The organism is Streptomyces sp. NPDC008086, from assembly GCF_042957325.1.
GTDB lineage: Bacteria > Actinomycetota > Actinomycetes > Streptomycetales > Streptomycetaceae > Streptomyces.
Map to the genome: position 1 here is coordinate 134,566 of NZ_JBIBIA010000007.1, position 24,392 is coordinate 158,957.

At 71.5% G+C, this 24,392-nt stretch carries 20 protein-coding genes and 1 riboswitch; of the genes, 8 read left to right on the top strand and 12 right to left on the bottom strand.

The window, feature by feature from the left end:
* Positions 1 to 206: 206 nt before the first annotated feature.
* Positions 207 to 2,225, top strand: a complete 2,019-nt coding sequence (gene recQ, locus ACFZBP_RS25150; RefSeq protein WP_391416873.1) for a DNA helicase RecQ — start codon at positions 207 to 209, stop codon at positions 2,223 to 2,225.
* A gap of 34 nt (positions 2,226 to 2,259) precedes the next feature.
* On the opposite strand, the gene ACFZBP_RS25155 is transcribed toward recQ, so the two are convergent.
* Together ACFZBP_RS25155 and fahA are read right to left on the bottom strand one after the other, a co-directional pair.
* Complete coding sequence (locus ACFZBP_RS25155; RefSeq protein ID WP_391416284.1) at positions 2,260 to 3,198, bottom strand: M48 family metalloprotease; 939 nt, start codon at positions 3,196 to 3,198, stop codon at positions 2,260 to 2,262.
* Positions 3,199 to 3,459: 261 nt separating this feature from the next.
* Positions 3,460 to 4,683, bottom strand: a complete 1,224-nt coding sequence (gene fahA / locus ACFZBP_RS25160; RefSeq protein WP_383452124.1) for a fumarylacetoacetase — start codon at positions 4,681 to 4,683, stop codon at positions 3,460 to 3,462.
* 325 nt (positions 4,684 to 5,008) lie between these two features.
* Here fahA and ACFZBP_RS25165 point away from each other — a divergent pair, with 325 nt between their 5' ends.
* Positions 5,009 to 5,863 carry a Cof-type HAD-IIB family hydrolase gene (locus tag ACFZBP_RS25165; protein ID WP_391416287.1) on the top strand — a complete coding sequence of 285 codons (855 nt, stop codon included), beginning with the start codon at positions 5,009 to 5,011 and terminating at the stop codon, positions 5,861 to 5,863.
* A gap of 32 nt (positions 5,864 to 5,895) precedes the next feature.
* Here ACFZBP_RS25165 and ACFZBP_RS25170 read toward each other — a convergent pair whose 3' ends face one another.
* From ACFZBP_RS25170 to ACFZBP_RS25180, 3 genes are all read right to left on the bottom strand, one after another.
* Complete coding sequence (locus tag ACFZBP_RS25170; RefSeq protein ID WP_391416289.1) at positions 5,896 to 6,636, bottom strand: transglycosylase SLT domain-containing protein; 741 nt, start codon at positions 6,634 to 6,636, stop codon at positions 5,896 to 5,898.
* Positions 6,637 to 6,641: 5 nt separating this feature from the next.
* Positions 6,642 to 6,810: riboswitch (cyclic di-AMP (ydaO/yuaA leader) on the bottom strand.
* Between the two features lie 285 nt (positions 6,811 to 7,095).
* A complete protein-coding gene (locus ACFZBP_RS25175; protein WP_391416291.1) occupies positions 7,096 to 9,144 on the bottom strand; it encodes a CocE/NonD family hydrolase in 2,049 nt (682 codons plus the stop codon).
* Between the two features lie 64 nt (positions 9,145 to 9,208).
* Complete coding sequence (locus tag ACFZBP_RS25180) at positions 9,209 to 10,711, bottom strand: oligopeptide:H+ symporter (RefSeq protein ID WP_391416293.1); 1,503 nt, start codon at positions 10,709 to 10,711, stop codon at positions 9,209 to 9,211.
* A 207-nt stretch (positions 10,712 to 10,918) separates the two neighbouring features.
* Between ACFZBP_RS25180 and ACFZBP_RS25185 the strand changes: the two genes are divergently transcribed.
* From ACFZBP_RS25185 to ACFZBP_RS25200, 4 genes are all read left to right on the top strand, one after another.
* On the top strand, positions 10,919 to 11,929 hold the full coding sequence (locus tag ACFZBP_RS25185) for a polyprenyl synthetase family protein (protein ID WP_383452134.1): 1,011 nt from the start codon (positions 10,919 to 10,921) through the stop codon (positions 11,927 to 11,929).
* Positions 11,930 to 12,340: 411 nt separating this feature from the next.
* Positions 12,341 to 13,645 (top strand): outer membrane lipoprotein carrier protein LolA, encoded by a 1,305-nt coding sequence (locus ACFZBP_RS25190; protein ID WP_391416296.1) that lies wholly within the window; start codon positions 12,341 to 12,343, stop codon positions 13,643 to 13,645.
* Positions 13,646 to 13,840: 195 nt separating this feature from the next.
* Entirely contained in the window at positions 13,841 to 14,809 is a 969-nt protein-coding gene (locus ACFZBP_RS25195) for an ATP-binding cassette domain-containing protein (RefSeq protein ID WP_391416298.1), read from the top strand.
* On the top strand, positions 14,796 to 15,698 hold the full coding sequence (locus ACFZBP_RS25200) for an ABC transporter permease subunit (protein ID WP_391416300.1): 903 nt from the start codon (positions 14,796 to 14,798) through the stop codon (positions 15,696 to 15,698). The genes ACFZBP_RS25195 and ACFZBP_RS25200 overlap by 14 nt, the downstream gene beginning before the upstream one ends.
* A gap of 40 nt (positions 15,699 to 15,738) precedes the next feature.
* Here the strand turns inward: ACFZBP_RS25200 and ACFZBP_RS25205 are convergent, their stop codons facing one another.
* The 3 genes from ACFZBP_RS25205 to ACFZBP_RS25215 all read right to left on the bottom strand — a co-directional run bounded on the left by ACFZBP_RS25205 (position 15,739) and on the right by ACFZBP_RS25215 (position 18,179).
* Positions 15,739 to 16,323: an NAD(P)H-dependent oxidoreductase gene (locus ACFZBP_RS25205; protein WP_391416302.1), complete on the bottom strand. Its 585-nt coding sequence runs from the start codon at positions 16,321 to 16,323 to the stop codon at positions 15,739 to 15,741.
* 132 nt (positions 16,324 to 16,455) lie between these two features.
* Entirely contained in the window at positions 16,456 to 17,661 is a 1,206-nt protein-coding gene (locus tag ACFZBP_RS25210) for an amidase family protein (RefSeq protein ID WP_391416875.1), read from the bottom strand.
* Positions 17,658 to 18,179, bottom strand: coding sequence for a DUF6668 family protein (locus tag ACFZBP_RS25215; RefSeq protein WP_391416304.1), 522 nt, complete (start codon positions 18,177 to 18,179; stop codon positions 17,658 to 17,660). The genes ACFZBP_RS25210 and ACFZBP_RS25215 overlap by 4 nt, the downstream gene beginning before the upstream one ends.
* A gap of 271 nt (positions 18,180 to 18,450) precedes the next feature.
* Between ACFZBP_RS25215 and ACFZBP_RS25220 the strand changes: the two genes are divergently transcribed.
* Entirely contained in the window at positions 18,451 to 19,809 is a 1,359-nt protein-coding gene (locus ACFZBP_RS25220) for a tetratricopeptide repeat protein (protein ID WP_391416306.1), read from the top strand.
* Positions 19,810 to 19,834: 25 nt separating this feature from the next.
* On the opposite strand, the gene ACFZBP_RS25225 is transcribed toward ACFZBP_RS25220, so the two are convergent.
* The 4 genes from ACFZBP_RS25225 to ACFZBP_RS25240 form a co-directional block, all read right to left on the bottom strand.
* A complete protein-coding gene (locus tag ACFZBP_RS25225; protein WP_391416308.1) occupies positions 19,835 to 20,785 on the bottom strand; it encodes a M28 family peptidase in 951 nt (316 codons plus the stop codon).
* Between the two features lie 136 nt (positions 20,786 to 20,921).
* Positions 20,922 to 21,404, bottom strand: a complete 483-nt coding sequence (locus ACFZBP_RS25230) for a VOC family protein (RefSeq protein WP_383452149.1) — start codon at positions 21,402 to 21,404, stop codon at positions 20,922 to 20,924.
* 333 nt (positions 21,405 to 21,737) lie between these two features.
* Positions 21,738 to 22,736, bottom strand: coding sequence for an EamA family transporter RarD (rarD, locus tag ACFZBP_RS25235; protein ID WP_391416878.1), 999 nt, complete (start codon positions 22,734 to 22,736; stop codon positions 21,738 to 21,740).
* Positions 22,737 to 22,956: 220 nt separating this feature from the next.
* Positions 22,957 to 23,811: an NAD(P)H-binding protein gene (locus ACFZBP_RS25240; RefSeq protein WP_391416310.1), complete on the bottom strand. Its 855-nt coding sequence runs from the start codon at positions 23,809 to 23,811 to the stop codon at positions 22,957 to 22,959.
* 97 nt (positions 23,812 to 23,908) lie between these two features.
* On the opposite strand from ACFZBP_RS25240, the gene ACFZBP_RS25245 reads away from it, so the two are divergent.
* Positions 23,909 to 24,313 carry a winged helix-turn-helix transcriptional regulator gene (locus ACFZBP_RS25245; RefSeq protein WP_391416312.1) on the top strand — a complete coding sequence of 135 codons (405 nt, stop codon included), beginning with the start codon at positions 23,909 to 23,911 and terminating at the stop codon, positions 24,311 to 24,313.
* Positions 24,314 to 24,392: the final 79 nt, after the last annotated feature.

Here is a 24,392-nt window from a genome sequence, read left to right on the forward strand (position 1 = left end):
GCCCGCCTGTACGGCCCGCTCGCAGGGCCCGTGTGCGCGGCCCGTGTGTACCGCGGCGGCCCGGCTTCCCTCGGGGGGATGCCGGGCCGCCGCGTTGTGGTAGTGGGCCCGGTGAGGGGTGAGCCTGTGGATAACTCCGGGTGCTGTCGGTGGCGGCCCCTATCGTGGAGGCAGTGGTCGAGGGACGACGTACGGGGGACACGACGATGGGTGCGACGGGCGGGATCAGCGAGATGCCAAGGGTGACCGAGGTGGCGCAGACGGGCGACAGCGAGGCGCTGGCCGCACTGCACCGGGTCTTCGGGTACGAGGCCTTCCGCGGCGAGCAGGAAGCCGTCATCGAGCATGTGGTGGCCGGCGGCGACGCCGTCGTGCTCATGCCGACCGGAGGCGGGAAGTCGCTCTGCTACCAGATTCCGTCCCTGGTCAGACCGGGCACGGGCGTCGTCGTCTCGCCGCTCATCGCGCTGATGCAGGACCAGGTGGACGCGCTGCGGGCGCTCGGCGTACGGGCCGGGTTCGTCAACTCCACGCAGGACTTCGACGAGCGACGCGTGGTGGAGGCGGAGTTCCTGGCGGGCGAGCTGGACCTGCTGTACCTGGCCCCGGAGCGGCTGCGGCTCGACTCGACGCTGGACCTGCTGTCACGCGGCAAGATCGCGGTCTTCGCGATCGACGAGGCGCACTGCGTGTCCCAGTGGGGCCACGACTTCCGCCCCGACTATCTGGCGCTCTCGCTGCTCGGCGAGCGCTGGCCGGACGTCCCCCGGATCGCGCTCACGGCCACCGCCACGCACGCGACGCACCAGGAGATCACCCAGCGGCTGAACATGCCGACGGCCCGGCACTTCGTGGCGAGCTTCGACCGGCCCAACATCCAGTACCGGATCGTGCCGAAGGCGGACCCGAAGAAGCAGCTGCTGAGCTTCCTGCGCGAGGAGCACCCGGGCGACGCGGGCATCGTGTACTGCCTGTCCCGCAAGTCCGTGGAGGCGACGGCCGAGTTCCTGAGCCGCAACGGCATCGAGGCCGTGCCGTATCACGCGGGCCTGGACGCGGGCACGCGCGCGGCGCACCAGTCCCGGTTCCTGCGGGAGGAGGGCCTGGTCGTGGTGGCCACCATCGCCTTCGGGATGGGCATCGACAAGCCGGACGTGCGGTTCGTCGCCCACCTCGACCTGCCCAAGTCGGTCGAGGGCTACTACCAGGAGACGGGCCGCGCCGGCCGGGACGGCCTGCCCTCCACGGCCTGGATGGCGTACGGCCTCAACGACGTCATACAGCAGCGCAAGCTGATCCAGTCCGGCGAGGGCGACGAGGCGTTCCGGCGCCGGGCCGCCTCCCACCTGGACGCGATGCTGGCGCTGTGCGAGACGGCCCAGTGCCGGCGCGGGCAGCTGCTCGCCTACTTCGGCCAGGACCCGGACGCGGCGGGCTGCGGCAACTGCGACACCTGTCTGACACCGCCGGAGACCTGGGACGGCACGATCGCGGCGCAGAAGGTGCTGTCGACCGTGGTGCGGTTGCAGCGCGAGCGGGGGCAGAAGTTCGGGGCGCTGCAGATCGTCGACATCCTGCTGGGCAAGCGCACCGGCAAGGTGATCCAGTTCGACCACGACCAGCTCTCCGTGTTCGGCATCGGCGAGGAGCTGAACGAGGGCGAATGGCGTGGCGTCATCCGGCAGTTGCTGGCACAGGGTCTGCTCGCGGTCGAGGGTGAGTACGGGACGCTCGTGCTGACCGAGGCCAGCGGCACGGTCCTGCGGCGGGAGCGGGAGGTGCCGCTGCGCAAGGAGCCCAAGAAGCCGGTGACCTCGCGGTCGGCGTCGGGGTCCGGTTCCGGCGGGTCCGGGCGCGGAGAGCGCAGGGCGAAGGCCGCGGTGGCCGAGTTGCCCGAGGAGCTGGTGCCGGCCTTCGAGGCACTGCGGGCCTGGCGTGCGGAGCAGGCTCGGGAGCAGGGGGTTCCGGCGTATGTGATCTTCCATGACGCGACGCTGCGGGAGATCGTGACGGTGTGGCCCGCCTCCGTGCGGGAGCTCGGGAGTGTCGGCGGAGTCGGCGAGAAGAAGCTGGCCACGTACGGGGAGGGCGTGCTGGAGGTGCTGGCCTCGATGCGCGGTGGCTCCGACGCCGGGGCGGTCGGCGATGCGACAGCGGCCGCCGATCACGGGGCGGACGACTGGCCCGAGATGGAGCCGGAGCCTGAGCCGGAGGACTGGGCCTAGCCGGGGAGGGCGGCGGCAGCCCCGGGCGCGGCGGTCACGTCAACGCGGTCAGCCCGGGCGCGAACGTGATCACGAGCGGCAGCAGGGGCACCAGCGCGGCCAGCGTCGTGGTCAGGGCCCGGTGGTGGCGGTCCAGGCGCGGCGGTGGCTGCAGGAGGCGGTCCACGCGTTCGCCCAGGAGACGGTGGGTGGAGGCGCAGGACAGGACGCCTCGATGCTGGTTGAGCTCGATCAGGGCCAGGGCCGTCGTCAGGTGACCGCAGCGGCGGGACGCGGTGTCGTCGGCGGCCAGTTCGACCAGGCGGTGGGTCTGGTCACAGAAGTGGGCGAACAACGGGATGCGGGGGAATCCGGTGGCGAGCGCGGTCGAGAGGTGCAGGAGCCAGTCGTGGCGGGCGCGGGCATGGCCGCGCTCGTGGGTGAGGACGGCGTCGAGCTGGTGGTCGGTGAGGCGGTGCAGGGCGCCGGTCGTGACGATCAACTGGGCCGGGTTGCCGGGCATCCACCAGGCGTCCGGGTACTCGTCCTCCAGGACCAGCAGCGGCCCGCGCGCCGCGGGCAGGCCGGCCGGCAGGTCGGGGGCGCGTTCGCGCAGGTGGGCTCTGGCCTGGCCGCGGCGTCGACGGGCCTCGGCGAGTTCGCGGCCCAGCATCGCCGTCGTCCAGGCGGCGCCGCAGGCCAGGAGCAGGGTCAGGAGGGCGGCCCAGGCCGGCGCGGACGAGAGGTCGTACGCCGCGGTCACCGCGGGCGGTGCCGGGGCGAAGAGCTGCGCGCGTACGGTACCGAAGACGGCCGCTGCGCCCAGCGCCAGGGCGGTCAGACAGCACAGCAGGACGGTGGCGACCAGACACTGCCACACCCAGAGCGCGACCACGGGTTCCCGTTCGGGCCATGCGGCACGGGTCAACGCTCGCGGAACGGGCACGGCTGCTGTCAGAGCGACGGTGCTCAACAGGAGCAGGCAGAAGGTCATGCCGGAGGCTCCGGATCCTGGTCAGGGGAGGTGCGCGGGCGGACATGCGGGGCGGTGGACGAGGAACACGCCACCGTCAGCCAGTATGACGGTGACGGCCGCCGGAGTCAGCGGTGAAGAGTCGCCGAACTCGCCTAGGGGCACCGGGCGTACGCCGGCACGGCCGTCGCCGCCACCCCCCGCCGTCGCGGTGCCTCGCGGACCGCCGAGGTCTCGGCGAGCCCGGCACCGAGGCGCCGCCCCGCGCTCCCCGGCCTCACGTCAACTGCCCGCCACCACCTGCCCGGTGACCTCGCCAAGACCCACCCGGACCCCACCGGGGCCCGGAGCCCAGGCGGACAGGGTGACCACGTCGCCGTCCTCCAGGAACGTGCGCTTGCCGTCGGGGAGTTCGAGAGGATCCCGGCCGTTCCAGGTGAGCTCCAGCAACGAGCCGCGCTCGCGTTCCGTCGGGCCGCTCACGGTGCCCGAGCCGTAGAGGTCGCCGGTGCGCAGGGAGGCACCGTTCACGGTCATGTGGGCGAGTTGCTGGGCGGCCGTCCAGTACATGGTGGAGAAGGGGGGCTCGGAGACCACGTGGCCGTTGATGGCCACCGAGATGCGCAGGTCGTAGCCGCCGGGTTCGGCCTCGGAGCCGGAGTCGTCGAGGTACGGCAGCAGGGGGTGCGTCCGCTCCGGTGCTGCCACCCGGGCCTCCTCCAGAGCGTCCAGCGGGGTGATCCACGCCGACACCGACGTGGCGAAGGACTTGCCGAGGAACGGGCCGAGGGGGACGTACTCCCAGGCCTGGACGTCGCGGGCCGACCAGTCGTTGAGGAGGCACAGGCCGAAGACGTGTTCGCGGAAGTCACCCAGCGCCACCGGCCGGCCCAGCCGCGAGGGCGTCCCGACCACGAAGCCGACCTCGGCCTCGATGTCCAGGCGGACCGACGGGCCGAAGAGCGGCGCCGGGTCGGTGGGGGCCTTGCGCTGGCCGGACGGGCGTACGACATCCGTGCCGGACACGACCACCGTGCCGGAGCGGCCGTGGTAACCGATCGGGAGGTGCTTCCAGTTGGGAGTGAGGGAGTCGGCGGCGTCGGGGCGGAAGATCTGGCCGACGTTCCGGGCGTGGTTCTCGGAGGCGTAGAAGTCGACGTAGTCCGCGACCTCGAAGGGGAGGTGCAGGGTCACCGAGGACAGAGGGTGCAGCAGGTCCGCGACCACCTCCTGGTGCGCCGGCACCGTCACCCACGCCGTCAGCGCGCGGCGCACGTCGGACCAGGTGGTGCGGCCCGCGGCGAGCAGCGGGTTCAGGGAGTCCTGGGCGAGCAGCGGGGCGTACGGCGAGCCGAGGGCGTGGGCCGCTCTGCCCGCGTCGAGGACGTGGTCGCCGAGCCGGACGCCGACCCGGCGTGCGGAGTCCGTGCCGGGAAGGGAGAAGACGCCGTACGGAAGGTTGTGCGTGCCGAAGGGGTCGCCCTCGGGGAGATCGAAGGGGGGCATGGGGTGCTGCCTCACTCTCTTACGCTCCGTGCCATGTGGTCGGGCCACACGTTACGGGTGAGGTGCCGGTCTTGGGCAGTACGGAACTCGCGTCGGCGGGGCCGGCGAATCACCAGGTCGCGGCGCACGGGCGCGGCTCACGCGCCCCCGCTGTGAGGTGATGGTGCGGGCCGAGGGACCACGTGGGAGTGAAATCGCAACAAGCGGAAGGAAGTTGTGCACACGGAAACAGAATCCGAACCGGAACAGGTGTCAACACATGTGAACACGGCAGCCGTCCGGTTCACGTCGAGTCGATGGGGCTTCCTGTCCGTATTCTCTGATCATGGCCCCACCCATCGCATATTCACTCATCGCCACTGACCTGGACGGGACGCTGCTCCGAGGCGACGACACGCTCTCCGACCGTTCCCTCGACGCGCTCGCGCAGGTCACGGCGGCCGGTGCCCAGCACCTCGTCGTGACGGGGCGGCCGGCGCCCAGAGTGCGGCCGCTCCTCGACGTCCTGGGCAGCAAGGGGCTCGCGGTGTGCGGACAGGGCGCGCAGTTGTACGACGCCGGCGCGGACCGTCTGCTGTGGTCCATCACTCTGGACCGGGAGTTGGCGGAGACCGCGCTCGGCAAGATCGAGGCCGAGGTCGGGGAGGTGTACGCGGCCGTCGACCAGGACGGCGTCGACGGGCTCACGCTCATCGAGCCCGGGTACCTGATGCCGCACCCCACCCTGCCCGCCGTACGCGTCCAGCACCGGGACGACCTGTGGTGCGAGCCGATCAGCAAGGTGCTGCTGCGCCATCCCACCCTGTCCGACGACGAGTTGGCGGCGACGGCGCGGGCGGTCGTCGGTTCCCTCGCGACGGTCACCATGTCCGGACCCGGGACCGTCGAACTCCAGCCATGCGGCATCACCAAGGCGACCGGTCTCGCGCTCGCCGCCGAGCATCTCGGCCTCGGCGCGCACGAGACCATCGCCTTCGGGGACATGCCCAACGACATCCCCATGTTCGACTGGGCCGCCCGCGGGGTGGCGATGGCCAACGCCCACCCCGAACTCAAGGCGGTCGCCGACGAGATCACCCTCTCGAACGAGGACGACGGCATCGCCGTCGTCCTCGAGAGGTTGTTCGCGGGCGTCGGCGCGGGTGCGAGTGCGAGCACTTTGGCCGATTTGGCCCAGTAGGGATGAATTGGCCTACTGGGCCACGCTTCAGGCTAGTAAGGCCCGTTCACGTTGTCGATCGAGCCGTAGCGCGCGGCCGCGTAGTTGCACGCGGCCGCGATGTTCGCGACCGGGTTGAAGGGGTCGTAGACGGTGCCCGGCACGTGGTATGCCGCGAAGGTGGGGTCGATGACCTGGAGGAGGCCCTTGGACGGGGTGCCCGCGGCGGCGTTGGAGTCCCAGTTGTTGATGGCCTGGGGGTTGCCGGACGACTCGCGCATGATGTTGCGGTGAATGCCCTCGTACGAGCCGGGAATTCCGTTCTGTCCCATGATGTCCAGGGCGTTGCGGATCCAGCCGTCGAGGTTGTCCGGGTAGGTCTTCACCGAGGACTGGGTGGCCTGGGCGACGGCGGACTTCTTGGCGGGCGCGGCGGCCTTGTCGGCGGTCGGGCTCGCGGTGGAGGCCTTCTTCGTCGCACGGACCTTCAGGTCGACGCCTGGGTGGATCAGCCGGGGGTTGTCGCCGATGGCCTCGCGGTTGTCCTTGTAGAGCTGCTTCCAGCCGCCCTGGGCGTCGTACCGGTCCGCGATGCCGTAGAGCGAATCGCCCTTTTTGGTGGTGTACGTAATGGTCTTGGCCTGCGTGGCGGTGGGGGTCTGGGCCGGCTGGGCGGCGCCCGCGGTGGTCGCGCTCAGGAGCGGCAGCGCGAGGGCGGCGGTGCCGGTGCCGGCGATGGCGACGCGACGGGTGAGCGGGTTGGTGCGGGGGCGGCGGTGCTTGCCTCGGGGCATGGCGCTGTTCCTCTCCGACGCCTGCGAGGTGAGCTGTCGGGTTCGGGCGGGAGATGCCCGGCCGCGCCGCTGAGCGGTGGCGCGACTTCACCCCGAGCCGGGCCGGTGTGCCATCAAGGCGTCCGGTCCGGCGACTTACCTGGGTCCCCCGCTCCTGCCGTGCGTGTGAGTTCCGTGGGTGGGTGACTCGGGCGGCGGCAGGATTCGGCGTCCGCCCGACGAGCGGGAACGTATGCGAGAGCACATGCCCGAAACAAGTGCCGTGGTCACCTGACGTACCGGTTGACCATGGTCTGGTGCGTATGGGGGGCTTGATCCTTTGCGGTTGCCAAGCCTCAACTCGTATATGGGGCAAGGGGAGACGGGGGCGGGTGGGCCGGGGTGTGCGACCGGGTGTGCGTGACCCAACTCACGGGCATCCACAAGAGCGGCAAATCGGGCAATGAATCCAACTCGCCTTTAACCGGCCGTCCGTGGCGTCCGTTTTTCCCATGTGCGGTGGAAAAGTACTTCTTCGCCCTCCGTGCAGATCAGCTCGTTGGAGGCGATGAAGTCATGCCGGTCGCAGCTGATCTCGGAACGCGTCCGCACCGTCGTCTCCCAGTCGAGCTCCGGGCGGTGCAGCCGGATCGACCAGTCCGAGCGGGTGCGGGCCGACAGGGGGTCCGCCTCGTTGATCGTGTACTGCTCCAGCGCGTCCTCGGTGAACTCCAGGCCGTCGGGGTACACGCGCGTGCCGCCGTACCGGGGGTCGACCTCCAGGCGCCACTCGCCCTTGGCCACGTCCCGCACGACCAGCCGCTCGGGACGGGGCTCGTCCAGCGTGAGGGGGAAGTTCACGCCGAGCGGCTCCGCCTGCTCCGGTTCCTCGAAGGTGATCGCCGCGTCGCCGTCCATCCCGCCGTCTGCCGCCACGTCTGGCGATCCGGTCGCCGACTCTTCCAACGCGGGTGCGCGTACCGGAAGTTCCAGTGAGCTGCCCGCCGGTTCCAGGACGAAGCCGGCCGCCGAGTCCGGCTGGGGCCAGATCCACGGCCAGTACGCGGAGGAGACGGCGAGGCGGATGCGGTGGCCGGGCGGGAAGGCGTGGCCGATGCCGTTCAGCTCGAGGGCCACGTCTTCGGTGGCGCCCGGCTCCCAGGGCACCACGCGGTCCCGGCCATGACGTGCCGTCAGGTTCAGCACGCCCCGCGTGACAAGCGTCGAGGAACCGTCCGGTGCCACGTCGCAGAGCCGGGCGACGACCTGCCCGCGCGGCACCTCCGACGTCAGCCGCAGCCGCACCCTCGGTCGCCCCGACACCCAGGTCTCCTCGCCCACCTCGAACTCGAAGCACGCCGACCGCGCGTCCTCCTCCCGCTGGTCCGGCGGCAGGTCGGCGTCGTTGCCGAAGGGGAAGAAGCGGCCGGCGTCGACGCCGGTGTGCATGGGGGAGCGCACGAGGACGGGGGCGCCCTGGAAGGCGTACGTCACCGTGCGCACGTGAGGAGAGGGCCAGGCCGGCTCGCCGACCCAGCGGCCCGGCAGCGTGGGGTACACCGTGGCCGGGGGGTGGGAGTCGCTGACGTAGGAGCGCAGCAGGGGCTCGGACATGACGCCGGTGTCCTCGTCCTTGAGCCAGTGGTCCCACCAGCGCAGCGTCTCCTGGAGGAAGCCGATCGCCGGGCCGGGCGGCAGGCCGCGGTCGGGGTACTGGTGCGACCAGGGGCCGATCAGGCCGCGGACGCGGTCGGCGGGCAGGTGCTCGACCAGGCGCAGGACCGTGTCGCGGTACGGGTCGTGCCAGCCGCCCACCGCGAGGACGGCGGCGTCGATCGCGCCGTAGTCCTCGCAGACGCTGCCGTGACGCCAGTAGTCGTCGCGGGTCTGGTGGCCGAGCCAGGTGTGCAGGAACGGTTCGACGGCCTCCAGGCGCCGCAGCCACATGTCCCGCCACCCCTCGCCGACGTACAGCGGGTCCGGTGGACGGGCGACGAAGGCGAGCATCGTCGACGCCCAGGCGTGCATGTCGACCGCGAGGACGGAACCTCCCATGTAGTGCACGTCGTTGTCATAGCGGTCGTCCGTCGAGCAGACCGTGACGATCGCCTTGAGCGGCTCGGGCGCGAGGGCCGCGATCTGGAGGGAGTTGAAGCCGCCCCAGGAGATGCCGAACATGCCGACCTTGCCGTTGCACCAGGGCTGGGCCGCCAGCCAGTCGATCACCTCGACCCCGTCGGCCAGTTCCGTCGCCGAGTACTCGTCCGTCGGCATGCCCTCGCTGTTGCCGTGGCCGCGGATGTCCACGCGTACGGAGGCGTAGCCGTGGCCGGCGTACCAGGGATGGCGCTGGTGGTCGCGGGGCGCGGTCCAGTCGGTCAGGCGGTAAGGCAGGTATTCGAGGAGCGCCGGTACGGGCTCGTCCGTCAGCGGGCGCCACACGCGCGCGTACAGCAGGGTCCCGTCCTGGAGCGGGATACGGATGTCGTAATGGGTCGTCTCGTAGGGGAAGGACGTACGGATGTGCATGGGCGGGATCCCGGTCGGGTCGGTGCGTCGGGCGGGTCGGGTGCGTCGGGCCCTTGGTGCCGGGTCAGTGCACCGGGTGCATCGTGCGGCGCAGCCAGGGGGTCGCGGCCATCACGGCGAGGCCCGCGAGCACCGCGACGGCGCCGTTGACGCCGAAGTAGGCGGGCCCCGAGACGTCGTCGTAGAGCTTGACCGTCTGGGCCTGGATGCCGTTGGCCAGGGCGAGGGAGAGGAACCAGAGGGACATGGTCTGGCCGGCGAAGGCGGCCGGGGCGAGCTTGGTCGTGGCCGACATGCCGGAGGTCTCCAGCAGGATGTCGCCGAGGCCGAGCAGCAGGTACGAACCCACGATCCACCAGACGGACATGAGCTGGTCGTCGAAGGAGTGCCCGGACGTCGGGATCACCATCAGCAGGAAGGACAGTCCGCCCAGGACGACCCCGATCGCGATCTTGTTCGACGTGTGCGGCTGGCGGCGCCCCATGCGGACCCACAGCGCGGCGACGACCGGCGCGAGGGCGACCTCGAAGGCGCCGAGGGCCGAGGCGTACCAGCTCGCGGGGAAGCCGAAGCCGAGGATCGACGTCTCGGCGTTCGTCGACGCCAGCAGCATCATCGTCGAGTACGCCTGGAACAGGATGAAGTTGAAGACCGTCGAGGCGAGGAAGAGGACGATGTACGGGCGGAGCCGGCCGCGTTCCTCGGCGGTCACGCGCGGACTGGCGAACATCGCCGCGAAGTAGACGACCGGCGCGATCACCGAGACCAGGGTGAGCAGGTCGACGAAGCGGTCCATGGTGAGCAGGCCGGAGGAGGCCAGGAGGACGGCGAGCGCGGCGGTGGCGGCGAGGCCCGCGACGATGAGGCCGACCGTCCGGCGCATGGCGTCCGGGGGCAGCGCGAAGTCGGCGGCGTGCTTGCGTCCGGCCAGGTGGCGACGGCCCTGGACGTACTGGACCAGGCCGAGCGTCATGCCGATCGCGGCGGCCGAGAAGCCCCAGTGCCAGCCCTTGTGGTCGCCGAGCCAGCCGGTGACGAGCGGGCCCGCGAAGGCGCCGATGTTGATCGCCATGTAGTAGAGCGCGAAGCCGGCGTCACGGCGGTCGTCGTCCGTGCGGTAGAGCTTGCCGACCATGGTGGCGACGTTCGGCTTGAGGAGCCCCGTGCCCGCGCTGATCAGACCGAGACCGGCCCACGTCGTGCCGGCGGCCGGCACCGCCATGGCGTAATGGCCGCAGGCGATCAGGACGCCGCCCCACAGCACCGCGCGGTACGAACCGAGGACGCGGTCGGCGAGCCAGCCGCCCGCGACGGAGACCAGATAGACGAGGGTGCCGTAGGCGGCGGAGACGGAGGCGGCGGTCCCGGCCGACATGCCCATACCGCCGTGGGCGACCGTGTCGGCGAAGTACAGGACGAGGATGGCCTGCATGCCGAGGAACGAGAAGCGCTCCCAGACCTCCAGGCCGGAGAGCGTGAGAAGGCCTCTGGGCTGGCCGAAGAAGGCGTGGTCGGCGTGCGGCGGCGGCTCGCTGTCGGGCTGGACATCGACTTCGGTTCGGGACACGGGCCCCTACTTCCCTATAAGTCGATGGATATCCGGCCTTATCGCGTGATCAAAAACATACCTGTCGTGATCCGATACCGCCCGTGGTGGACGGGTGGGCGGCATCGGTGATCGAAACGTGACCGGATACGCTGACTTGAGTGATGGCAGCGACCTATCGACAAACCGTGTAATCGCCAGTAGACACCAGCAGACAGGAGACCCCTCGTGACCGTCGTCGGGCCGTTCGGGCTGAGCGTGCGGGACCAGGCTCTGGAAGCCGATGTCCAGGCCGGATTGACGGCTGTCGAGGAGGGACTGCTCGAAGCCACCAAGAGTGAGGTCCCCTTCATCACCGAGGCCGCCCAGCATCTGGTGCGGGCGGGTGGAAAGCGGTTCCGGCCGCTGCTCGTGATGCTCACTGCCCAGTTCGGGGACCGGTATGCGCCGGGCATCGTGCCGTCGGCCGTGGTCGTGGAGCTGACCCATCTGGCGACGCTGTACCACGACGACGTGATGGACGAGGCGGCCGTACGGCGCGGCGTCGACAGCGCGAACACCCGCTGGGGCAACTCGGTCGCCGTCCTGACCGGCGACTTCCTCTTCGCACGCGCCTCGCACATCCTGGCCGACCTCGGGCCGGAGGCGGTGCGGGTGCAGGCCGAGGCGTTCGAGCGGCTGGTCACCGGACAGATCCTGGAGACGGCGGGGCCGCAGGACGGGCGGGATCCCGTCGAGCACTACCTCGATGTGCTCAGCGGGAAGACCGGGTCGCTGGTGGCGGTGTCGTGCCGGTTCGGGGCGATGATGTCGGGCGCCGACGAGACGGTGGTCGACGTGCTGACCCAGTACGGGGAGCGGCTCGGGGTCGCCTTCCAGCTGGCGGACGACGTCCTGGACATCGCGAGCGACTCCCATGAGTCCGGGAAGACGCCGGGGACGGATCTCCGCGAGGGGATTCCCACGATGCCGGTGCTGCGGCTGCGGGAGCGGGCCGCGCGGTTGGGGCTGGCGGAGGACGTCGCGTTGTGCGAGTTGCTGGACTCCGATCTCAGTGATGACGCGCGGCTCGCGGAGGCGTTGGCCCAGCTTCGGGTGCATCCGGCGTTGGAGCAGGCTCGGCGGGACACCGTGCGGTATGCGGAGGATGCGCGGGCCGCGTTGGCGCCGCTGCCGGAGATGGGGGCGAAGGCCGCGTTGATGGAGCTGTGCGACGCGGTGGTGCATCGGGCCGGGTGATCTCGCCCCCGCCGCCCTTGCCCGTCCCACCCCGATGGGGCTCCGTCCCTTCGACCCCGCCAGGGGGCTCTGCCCCCTGGCCCCCGCTCCTCAATCGCCGGAAGGGCCGGATGTCAAGGTCGGCTCAACGTGCCGAAGACCGATCCGAGTTCGCCCGGCTCTTCGCCGCCGACCCCTACGGGTCGGGGGAGGCGCCGCCCTTGTTTGTCATACCCCAGGTGTACGCGGAGTTGGCTCCGAAGGTTGACGAAACTCCCTGGCCGATTTGGTCAGATGGAAACCACGGACAACACCACTCCTCACCGATTCGGGTGAGAATGGCGGCACAGGGGTGGACGAGTGCGGGGTCGTCAGACTCACGGGCGACGAACGAGAAGGACAGCCGCCGCCGACGACGGAGGTAAGGCACACATGGCACCGTACGAATCCGACGACAGCACGACCGCGGTAGGGGAGGTCGACGACCTGCCCTCGGGGCGGCGCAAGGCCGCGCGGTACGTCGTCCCGGTCACGGTCGTGGGAGTCGCGGCGGCGACCATCGGGCTCGTCCCGGCGATCGCCGACTCGGGCGACCCGGACCTGCCGAAGATCACCGCAGAGCAACTCATCGAGAAGATCGCGCAGTCGGACGTGGAGCAGCTGTCCGGCACCGTGAAGATCAGCACCGACCTGGGGCTGCCGGACCTCGGCGGGCTGGGAGCCGGCCTCGCCTCCGGCGCCATGGCGTCCGGCTCGGGTGACGGATCGTCCGCCGACCCGTCGGCCAAGCTCACCGAGCTGGCGTCCGGCACGCACACGCTGCGCGTCGCCGTGGACGGCGAGAACAAGCAGAAGCTCTCCCTGCTGGAGAACGCCTCCGAGTACAGCCTCATCCACAACGGCAAGGACGTCTGGGGCTACGACAGCAAGTCCAACGAGGTCTTCCACGGCACCGCGGAGGAGGCCAAGGGCGGTCAGGAGAAGCAGGAGGTTCCCGCCACGCCCAAGGACTTCGCCGAGGAGGCGCTCAAGGCGGTCGACGACACCACGTCCGTCACCGTCGACGGCACCGCGCAGGTCGCGGGCCGGGACGCCTACCGGCTGCTCATCAAGCCGAAGCAGTCCGGGACCACGGTCGGCGCGATCACCGTGGCCGTGGACGCCAAGACCGGTATGCCGCTGAAGTTCACGCTGACCCCGTCGAGCGGTGGCGCGGCAGTGATCGACGCCGGCTTCACCCAGGTCAGCTTCGCCAAGCCGGCCGCCTCCACCTTCGACTTCACCCCGCCCAAGGGTGCGAAGGTCACCGAGGAGGACGCGCTGGAGGGCAAGGGCGGCGAGCACGGCTCCCCGAAGTCGGAGGACGAGCTGCGCAAGGAGCTCGACAAGGAGTTCGGGAAGGACTTCGGCAAGGACTTCGGGAAGGAACTCGACGGTCCTAAGTCCGGGGACAAGCTCGGCAGGGCGCCCGAGGGCGGCCCCGAGGTCATCGGCGAGGGCTGGAACTCCGTGGCCGTCTTCGACACCGGCGGCGAGGGTGTCCCCTCCGGCGCCGAGGTCGGCGGGGACGTGGGCGGCTTCCTCGACTCGCTGGGCGACAAGGTCACGGGCAAGTTCGGCTCGGGCACGGTCTTCAAGACCCGTCTGATCAACGCCCTGATCACGGACGACGGCAAGGTCTACGTGGGCGCGGTGGACAAGGCCGCGCTCGTGAAGGCGGCCGACGCCGGGAAGTGAGGCGGGGACGGTTGCGGGTTGCCGGTTGCCGGTTGCCGGGTGCGGGTTGGCAGTCGCTGGTCGCTGGTCGGCGGCTGGTGACCGGCCGGTCGCCGTAGCCGTAGCCGTAGCCGTAGCCGTAGCCGTAGCCGTAGCCGTAGCCGTGCGTGCCAACGATCGTGGTGCCCCTAGGAAACCGAGGAGCCTGAGGAACCGATGGAGGAACTGCCCGCCGCGGAGGCCGGCGACGTCGCCGGCCCGGTGATCGCCACCCGCGCGCTCACCAAGCGCTACCGCGGCGGGCAGCTCGCCGTCGACGGTCTCGATCTGACCGTCCCGGCGGGCAGTGTCTTCGGCTTCCTCGGTCCGAACGGCTCGGGCAAGACCACCACCATCCGCATGCTGATGGGCCTGATCGAGCCCACGGCCGGCAGCGCGCGCGTGCTGGGGCGGCCCATGCCCCGGTCCGCGCGCTCCGTGCTGCCACACGTCGGCGCGCTCATAGAGGGACCCGCCCTGTACGGCTTCCTCTCCGGACGCGACAACCTCCTCCGGTACGACGCGGCCGACCCGACCGCCGATCCGCGCACCCGGCGCACCCGCGTCGCGGCCGCGCTGGACCGGGTGGGCCTGACGGCCGCCGCGGGCAAGAAGGCCAAGGCGTACTCGCTCGGCATGAAGCAGCGGCTGGGGCTCGCGGCCGCACTGCTCCAGCCGCGTCGGCTCCTCGTCCTCGACGAGCCGACCAACGGGCTCGACCCGCAGGGCATGCGCGAGATCCGAGCCCTGATCCGGGAGCTGGCGTCCGACGGCACGACCGTCTTCCTCTCCTCCCACCTCCTCGACGAGATCGAGCAGGTCTGTACCCACGCGGCCGTGATGGCGCAGGGCCGGCTGCTCACCCAGGGCGCGGTGGCGGAGCTGGCGGCCGGGAACCGCGGTCGGCTCGTCGTGACCACGCCCGACACCGCGGACGCGGCCCGGGTGCTGAAGGAGCAGGGTGTTGGCGATGTCGTCATCACCGAGGACCGGGTGACCGCCGAACCCCCGGACCGCGATCTCGCCGACGTCAACGCGGCGTTGGTGACCGCCGGGGTCCGGGTACGGGGCTTCGGCGTCGAACGGGCCTCCCTGGAGGACGCGTTCGTGGCGCTCACGGGGGAGGGGTTCGATGTCGCGGGCTGAGGTCGTCCGGCAGGGCGGCGCGAGCGAAGAGGCCCGGAAGGTCAGCCCGCTGTGGACCTTCGGCCTCTTCCGCAGTGAACTGCTCACCACCTTCCGGCGCTGGCGCACCCTCGCGCTGCTCGCCGTCCTCGCCGCCGTGCCGATCCTGGTCGGGATCGCGGTGAAGATCGAGACCAGTGACGGCGCGTCGATGGGCGGCGGCGGACCCCAGGGCGGCGGCCCGGCGTTCATCTCGCAGATCACCAACAACGGCCTGTTCCTGGTCTTCACCGCACTGGCCGCGACACTCCCGTTCTTCCTGCCCATGGCGATCGGCGTCATCGCGGGCGACGCGATAGCGGGCGAGGCGAACGCGGGCACCCTGCGCTATCTCCTCGTCGCCCCCGCCGGCCGCACCCGGCTGCTCCTCACCAAGTACGCGACCACGATGGCCTTCTGCCTGGTCGCCACCCTCGTGGTCGCGATCTCGGCACTCACGGTCGGGGCGCTGCTGTTCCCGCTGGGCGAGCTGACGACCATCTCCGGCACCCGCATCAGCTTCGCCGAGGGCCTCGGTAGAGCCCTGCTGATCGCCCTGGTCGTCGCCGCGTCACTGATCGGCGTGGCGGCGCTCGGCCTGTTCGTCTCCACGCTGACCAACAGCGGGATCGCGGCGATGGCGACGACCGTCGGCCTGCTCATCACCGTCCAGATCCTCGACCAGATACCCCAGCTCCACGCGCTGCAGCCGTACTTCTTCTCCCACTACTGGCTGTCCTTCGCCGACCTCATGCGCGAACCCGTCTACTGGGACGACCTCGTCAAGAACCTGGGCATCCAGGCCCTCTACGCCGGGGTGTTCGGTTCGGCGGCCTGGGCGAGGTTCACGACGAAGGACATCACGGCGTAGCGCTCCGCCCGGGCGGCCGGTCGGGCGGCGGGGTGTCCGGTCAGGCGGCCCGGTAGGGGAAGCGGGCGGTGGGCGGGTGCTGGGCGAAGAAGGTCTTGGCGCGGGTGAGCGCCGCGGTGTCGTCCAGTACGTCGTCGATCCGGCCGCCCTTGCCCAGCAGGACGCCGCCGAAGCGCATACCGAAGTAGGCGGCCGAGTTGTTGAGCGTGCCGATCAGCGGCTCGGCGACCTCGTGTTCGCTGTGGTAGAGCGCGGTGACCCCCCACAGAGTGCGCTCGGCCATCCTCGCCTTGAAGTCGAGGCCGGGAGTGCGCAGCCAGTTCTCCCACTCCTCCAGATAGCGCTTGGTGTGGGCGGACAGCGAGTACCAGTACAGCGGCGACGCGATCACCAGGTCCGTGGCGGCCAGCGTGGCGTCGAGCAGCAGCGCGGCGTCCCCGGTGGGGGCCGGGGGCGGCGCGTCGTCCTGACGTACGTCCACGAAGTCCGGCAACGGGTGGTCGGCCAGGCTGATCCACTCCTGTTCGACATCCTCGCCCAGCTGCTCGGCGGCCTTGCGGGCCAGCACCTCCGTGTTGCCCTCGCTGCGGCTGCTGCCCAGCAGGAACAGGAAGCGGCGGGTCATGGGGTCTCCCGAATGGTCGGCGTGCGATGGTAACTTGCCTTTGCATTATATGCACACGCAAGAAATTGCCAAGCCCAGCCAAGCCCAGCCCAGCCCAGCCCAGTTCAGTTCAGCCCGGCCCGTTCAGCCCCTTCAGCCCGTCCAGGGTCCGACGGCCACCTCGGCCGCCCGCGCCGTCTCGATCAACAGATCCTCACGGCCGTGCGCCGCCACCAACTGGAGCCCGACCGGACAGCCATCGCCGTCCAACCCCGCCGGAATGCTGAGCGCCGGATGCCCGCTCAGGTTGAACGCCCAGGTCAGCGCGGTGGAGTACCGGTCGCCGGGACCGCCGTGGCCGTGCGGCGGGGTGGGGGCGGTCGGTGTCAGCAGCAGTTCGGTCCCGGCGAAGAGATCGGCCAGGCGCCTGTCGTTCGCGACCCGGACCCGGTGCGCATCAGGTGGTCGAGGAGCTGCACCCGGGGCTCGTAGGGCGAGCCATGCCGGGGCCGGGTCGTCGAGGCGCAGCGGTGTCCGGGGCCGTACGAGGCGTATCGCGCCGGCCTCGGCCAGCCGTACGGCCGTGGCGTGGGCGACGGCGACGACATCCGGGTCGGGGGCGTCGAAGCCGAGGTCGGGGGACCATACGGCGGTTGGGGGGTCGTACCTGCCGAGCTCACCGACTGCCCTGCCCGCGTCGCCCCACGCCCCGCCACCCCACACCCCACCACTCCCCGTCATCACCCCCCAATACGCCGCCACATCCCCCACACACCGAGCCAGCACCCCCGGCGCCATAAGCCCCGTACGGTCGGCCGACGGCAGGCGTCCGTTGCCGGTCTTCAGGCCGACGACGCCGCACCACGCCGCCGGGATCCGCACCGAGCCGGCCCCGTCGCTGCCGGTCGCGAGCGGTACCAGCCCTGCCGCCACGGCCGCGGCCGACCCGGCAGAGGAGCCGCCCGGTGTGCGGTCGGGGCGCCAGGGGTTGGTCGTGGGGCCGTATCGGCCGAGTCCCCAGGTCTGCCAGGGAGTTCCGGGTCCCGGAACGGACGTCGCCCCGACCGCCACGCAGCCCGCCGCGAGGAGCGGACCCGCTGTCCGCAACCCACGTCGGCCCTTGACGGCGATCGGCACGCCGGCCAGCGGCAGCCGCTCGCCCGCGGCGACCCGTGCGTCCACGTCCCGGGCCCGCCGCAGCGCCTCCTCGTCCCACACCTCGATGAACGCGGACAGGACGGGGTCGGCCCGTTCGATGCGTTCGAGGGCCGCCGCGACGGCATCGACGGCGCGCAGGGTCCGCGAGCGTACGGCCGAGGCGATCTCGGTGGCCGACGGTTCGGCCGCGGCCGGGCTCAGCGGGAGTGTCCCGTCAGCCGGGCCAACGCCGCCGCCTCCCGCGGCCGTTGCCCGCCCAGCTCGCCGAGCCGCCAGGCCGGCACCCACGGCACCCGGTACACGTCGATGACCGACCCGATCACCTTGACCCGCTCGGCGAGCGCCCGCGGCAGCCGACCCGGCGCGTCCGCGACCAGGACGACGGCATCGAGATCGAGCCCGTGCGGAGCCTCGCCCCGCCGGAAGAGCTCCAGGGCACCCAGGGCGGCGGTCAGCCCGGCCGCGTGCGTGCGGGCCACGAGCAGCACGGACCGCGGATCGGCCGGACCGGGCCAGCCGCGGCCGCAGTCCTGGCCGCCGTAGACCGTGGCGAGTGTGGTGACGCCCGCGCCGCCGTGCACGCCGACCCAGGAGAAGCGCCGGGGTGTGGCGACGGCGGGGGAGGGCGAGGGCTCCTCGGGCAGCGGCTCCGGCCCACGGATCCAGATCTCCGGCCCCGGCTCGGACCGCCCCTGCCGCACGTGCATGTCACTCCGCATGCCCGGACTCCTCCCTCGTCACGCCAATGATCGTCGAGCCAGGCATGAGAACGCCGTGACGTGGCACAAGCTCCTGGAACGAGTCTGTGACGTCCCGGTGACGCCCGCGCCGCGCGCGGCCGGAGAGACTCGACAGTACGTGTACGACGTGTCCGATCTGTACTACCGGGTGTTGATGCCGGGGAAGCGGAACACGGCGGCGGGAGGGGGCACCATGGAACCCGAGCGCGTCGGCCGTGTATCTCCCCGGCGCATGCGAGTGAGGGAAGCGATGTCTCGACTGAGCCGCGCGATGAAGCGGGAACAGAAACGCGCCGCGGCCGCTGCGGCTCAGGCCCCGGTGGCCGCGCCGATCGATGTGCGCGTCCCCGCCGTCGGTCCGGGCACGGCCGGCGCGTCGATCGGCGGCGTACCCGTCAACGCCGTCCCCGGCGAGGAGATCCAGCGCACCGTGCTGACCCAGCTCCAGCGCATCGCGGTCGCCAGCGGCCACCCCGTGCACGCCACGATCCACGACGAGAGCATCGGTTACGTCGTCCCGCTGCGGGTGGCCGAGGACGGCTCCAGCGAGTTCACCGCCGAGCCGGTACGGACGGCTCCGCCCAGGGAGCCCTCGGAGCCCTCGGCGCCGTCCGAGCCCCCGGTGCTCTCCGAGCGGTCGGCGCCGCCGGTGCCGGAAGCGCCGCCCGCGCCGCCCGCGTCGCTCCCGCAGGACCCCGCGCCCCACCGGGACAGGCCCACGCACGTCCTACGCCCGCTACCGGGCCCGGAGCGGGACGCCTCGCCCACCTTCCGGCTGCGGGCGTTGCCCGGATCGGCCCCCGAGCCGGTGCGGGACGCCGTGCCCGGCACGGTCGCGCCGCCGCTGGGGGAGTTCGGCCCGCCGCCGCTCATGGACGCGAAGCCGGAGCCGACGGACGTGCCGCAGGGTGCCGTACCGGAAGGTGCCGTACCGCAGAACGCCGTACCCGAATGTCTCGCACCCGAGGGTGTCGCCCCGGAAGCCGAGGCGCCGCGAGCCGCCCCGCGCCCGGCCCCCCTCCTCCTCCCCACCTCCACCCCCGCCCCCGACCCGGACCCCGGCTTCACCCCGCCGCGCGGCTTCGACGCCGTGGCCGAAGCCGTCCTCGGGGACGCGGAGCCGGCCACGACCGCCGACGCCTCGCCCTTCGCCGAGCAGACGGCGCGGATCAACGAGGCCGTGAAGGAGGGCCGGACGGCGGAGGCGACCGGGCTCGCGGAGCGGACCGTGGCCCAGGCGTCGGCGGTGCTGGGCCTTGAGCACGCCGAGGTCCTGCGGATGCGGGAACTCGCCGCGTACATCGCCTACCTGGCCGGCGACCCGGAGCGTGCCTTCGGCCTCTCCCTCGACGTGGCCCGTACGCACCACCGCCTCCGGGACGCGGAGGCGGCGTACGGCAGCCTGCACGGCGCGGCCACGGCGTGGCGGGCGGTCCGGGACCCCGCGCTGGGCCTGGCCCTGGGCCGCGACCTGATCGGTCTGTGGGGCGAGCTCGTGGCGGCGGGCGGCCCCGCCGCCGAGGAGGCCGAGGAACTGGAGTCGGCCCGTGCCCGCATGGACCGTCTCGCCGCCCGCGCCGCCAAGTCGGCCGAACCGCCCACCGCTTGAAACGCCCGCTGCCCTTGGCCTGCCGCTACTGCGACAGCTCCCACACCGCGTACGCGACCGCGTCGCTGTTCCGGTTCAGGGCGGTGTCGTTGATGTTGGACGTGGTGTCGCAGGACGAGTGGTAGCAGCGGTCGAAGGACTGCCCGGCCGTACCGCCCCACTTGGTCACCTGAGCCGCGGTCTTCGTACGGCTCGCCCCGGTGAACAGGCCGCCCACCGGCACGCCCGCGCTCTTGAACGGGGCGTGGTCGGAGCGGCCGTCGCCCTCGGTCTCGATCTCGGTCGCGACGCCGAGGCCGGCGTAGTAGTCCTTGAAGGTCTTCTCGATCGCGGGGTCGTCGTCGTAGACGAAGTAGCCGGGGTTGGGTGAGCCGATCATGTCGAAGTTCAGATAGCCGCTGATCTTCGCGCGGTTCGCGGAGGAGAGGTTGTTGACGTAGTAGCGGGAGCCGACCAGCCCCAGCTCCTCCGCGCCCCACCAGGCGAACCGCAGATGCTTGGTGGGCTGGTAGCCGGCCCGCGACACGGCGAGCGCGGTCTCCAGGACGGCCGAGGAACCGGAGCCGTTGTCGTTGATGCCGGGGCCGGAGGAGACGCTGTCGAGGTGCGAGCCGGCCATCACGACCTGGTTGGCGTCGCCGCCGGGCCAGTCGGCGATCAGGTTGTAGCCGGTGCGGCCGGAGGACGTGAACTGCTGGATGGTCGTCGTGTATCCGGCGGCGTCCAGCTTGGCCTTCACATAGTCGAGGGAGGCCTTGTAGCCGGGGCGGCCGTGGGCCCGGTTGCCGCCGTTGGCCGTGGCGATGGACTGGAGCTGGGTGAGGTGGGCCTTCACGTTCGCCACGGGTATGTCGGGCGCGGCGGCCGCCTCGACGTCGGCCCCGGGTGCAGCGCCGGCTATGGATTGGCTGGTCAGAAGCGTGGCGGCCGCGACAACGGCGGCCGCCGACGCGCGCCAGGAGACGGAGAGCTTCATGTGGGGGGCTCCGGATTCCTTGGGAATCACAGGGATTCCTCAGTGAATGGGGTGCCTGGATGGTCGAGGTGAGCCTGACTCTCCGTCAAGAGCGCTATTCGGACTCGGAGTTCGCATAGGGAAAACCCTGCACTCCTCACTGCACGCAGAACTCGTTCCCCTCCGGGTCGGCCATCAGCGTCCACTCCCCGCCCGGCTCCTTCAGATGCCGCAGCACACTCGCCCCCAGCCCCCGCAGCCGCTCGACCTCGGCCTCGCGCTCCCCGGCCGCCGCGTGCAGATCGAGATGGAGCCGGTTCTTGACGCTCTTCGCCTCCGGCACCCGCTGGAACAGCAGCCGCCGCCCCCGCCCGGTGCCGCTGTCCTTGTCGTACGGGTCGTCCGGATGCCGTACGGCCACCAGGTCCCGGAAGGCCAGGCGGGCCTGGAACTCGACGACGTCCTCGCGCGGCAGCACGCCGAGTTCCAGAAGCCGCTCGATCAGGGCGTTGTTGTCCTCGATCTCGTAGCGCAGCGCCGCCGCCCAGAAGACGGCCTGGGACTGCGGGTCGGCGGAGTCGATGACGAGCTTCCAGTGCAGGGGCGCGGGGGTGGGCTTGGATGTGGGTGCCTGTGTCATGCGACCACTCATAGGGGTGCGTGAGCGGGGTGGCAACGGGAATCGCCGTGATGCCTTCAGTCTCGACGTCCGGCACGGAGGCTGGGGTGTGTCGGCTACGGCACCCTGGCGTCGGGGCGTCGGGGCGTCGGGGCGTCGGGGCGTCGGGGCGTCGGGGCGTCGGGGCGTCGGGGCGTCGGGGTGCGGGGGTGCGGGGGTGCCGGGGTGCCGGGGTGCCGGGCGTCCGGCTCTGGCACGCGGGCATCCGGCTGCGGCACCTGGGCGTCCGGCCAAGGCACCCGGACGTCGGCTACGGCACGCAGGCCCTTCTGTCTACGGCGCCCGGACGTCCGGCTACGGCACCCGGGCGTCCACGACCGCGGACGCGGGCTGCTCGACCCGCGGCACGCTGAACTCCGCCGCCCTGCTGCGGCGCGCGGAGCGCCACGCGTCGGCCGTGAGCAGCGTCAGCGCCAGCCACACCAGCGCGAACCCGGCCCACCGCTCGGCCGGCATCGCCTCGTGGAAGTACAGGACGCCGAGCAGGAACTGGAAGACCGGCGCCAGGTACTGGAGCAGTCCCAGCGTCGACAGCGGCACCCGTATCGCGGCGGCGCCGAAGCAGACCAGCGGCAGCGCGGTGACGACCCCGGTGGCCGCGAGCAGCGCCGCGTGGCCGGGTCCCTGCGCGCTGAACGTCGACTCGCCCTGGGCCGTCAGCCACACCAGGTACCCCACGGCGGGCAGGAACTGGATCGCGGTCTCCGCGGCCAGCGACTCGACGCCGCCGAGGTTGACCTTCTTCTTGACCAGGCCGTACGTGGCGAAGGAGAAGGCGAGCGTGAGGGAGATCCACGGCGGCCGGCCGTACCCGACGGTCAGCACGATCACCGCGGCGAACCCGACCCCGACCGCCGCCCACTGCACCGGCCGCAGCCGTTCCTTGAGCAGCAGGACGCCCATCGCGATGGTGACGAGCGGATTGATGAAGTACCCGAGCGACGCCTCCACCACATGCCCCGAGTTCACGGACCAGATGTAGACGCCCCAGTTGACCGTGATCACGGCCGCGGCCACGGCGACGAGCGCCAGTCGCCGCGGCTGCCGTATCAGCTCGCCCGCCCAGGCCCAGCGCCGTACGAAGGCCAGCGCCACCCCCACGAAGACAAGGGACCAGGCCATCCGGTGGGCGAGGATCTCGACCGCCCCGGCGGGCTTCAGCAGCGGCCAGAAGAGGGGGACGAGCCCCCACATGCCATACGCCGCGAAGCCGTTCAGCAGTCCTGTACGCCGCTCACCCTGCGACTTCCCGCTCACGGGCCCCTCCTTCGCGCACACCGGCCGCGCCCGCATGCCGGCCTGCACGAAGGTAACGCCGAACACCCCCGCGTGTCATGCCCGTATCGCCATACGGTCATGACACGCGGGGGTTCGAAGGCCCAGGGCCGCCTGTCGGGGCGGGCGCCGGGAGTTCCGGGGTGTTCCGGGGAGGGCTTTCCTGGTGCTCGGGTGCTCGGGTGCTCGGGTGCTCGGGTGCTCGGGTGCTCCGGGATTTCCGGGATGTTCGAGGGTGTCAGCCCTTGAGCGCGGCCGCGATGGCGTCGGCGAGCGGCGTGGTCGGGCGGCCGGTCAGGCGGGAAAGGTCCCCGCTGTCGACGACCAGCTCGCCCTTCTCGACGGAGGCGTCCACGCCGGCGAGGGTCGCGGCGAGCGGCTCGGGCAGCCCGGCACCGGTCAGGATGCCGGCGAAGGCCTCGACGGAGACGGCGTTGTTGGCGATCTCCTTGCCGGTCTGCCGGCTCAGCTCGGCGGCGTACTCGGTGAAGCTCCAGGCGACGTCGCCGCCCAGCTCGTACGTCTTGTTCTCGTGCCCCTCGCCGGTCAGCACGGCGACGGCGGCGGCCGCGTAGTCGGCGCGGGAGGCGGAGGAGACGCGGCCCTCGCCGGCGGCGTGGGTGACCGCGTTGTACTCGAGGACCGGGGCGAGGTTCTCGGTGTAGTTCTCGTGGTACCAGCCGTTGCGCAGCAGCGCATACGGCAGACCGGACTCCAGGAGTGCCTTCTCGGTGCCCCGGTGGTCGTCGGCGAGGGCGGCCGTGAGGGTGCCGGGGGCGCTGGTGTAGGCGAACAGCGCCACGCCGGCGGCCTGGGCGGCGTTGATGACGACCTGGTGCTGGCCGACGCGGCCCTTGTCGAACTCGTTGCCGGATATGAGCAGCACCTTGTCGCCGGCCGCGAACAGTCCGTCGAAGGTCTCGGGCGCGTTGTAGTCGGCGGTGGCGATCTTCACGCCGCGCTCGGCGAGGTCGGCGACCTTCTCGGGGGTGCGGACGACGGCGGTGACCTGGTCGGCCGGAACCTTCTCCAGCAGCTGCTCCACGACGTGGCGGCCCAGGTGTCCGGTGGCTCCGGTGACGACGATGCTCATGATCAGAAACTCCTTGTGGGATGCGTTCGATGCTGTCGCTAACCCTAAGGAGTGCGCTAACTCTTCGAAAGTACCCACTTTGAAGTAAGGTACTGGCATGGCAGTAAGTCCCGTGACGGATACAGCGACGAGCAAGTACGACATCGGCGAGGCGATGTGCCCCTACCGGCTGGTCCTGGAGCACGTCACCAGCCGCTGGGGCGTCCTCGTGCTGATCGAGCTGCTGGAGCGCCCTTACCGCTTCAGCGAACTGCGCCGCACCATCGGCCGCGTCAGCGAGAAAATGCTCACCCAGACCCTCCAGACCCTGGAACGCGACGGTCTGGTCCACCGCGACGCCAAGCCCGTGATCCCCCCGAGGGTCGACTACTCCTTGACCGACCTGGGCCGCGAGGCGGCCGAACAGGTGCGCGGGCTGGCACTGTGGACCAGCGAGCGGATGGGAGACGTCGAGAAGGCACGCGAGGCGTACGACGCGCGCAAGGCAGACTCACGCGGCTGAGCGGCTGAGCGGCTGAGCGGCTGAGCGGCTGAGCGGCTGAGCGGCTGAGCGGCTGAGCGGCGGTGCGACTGAACGGCGG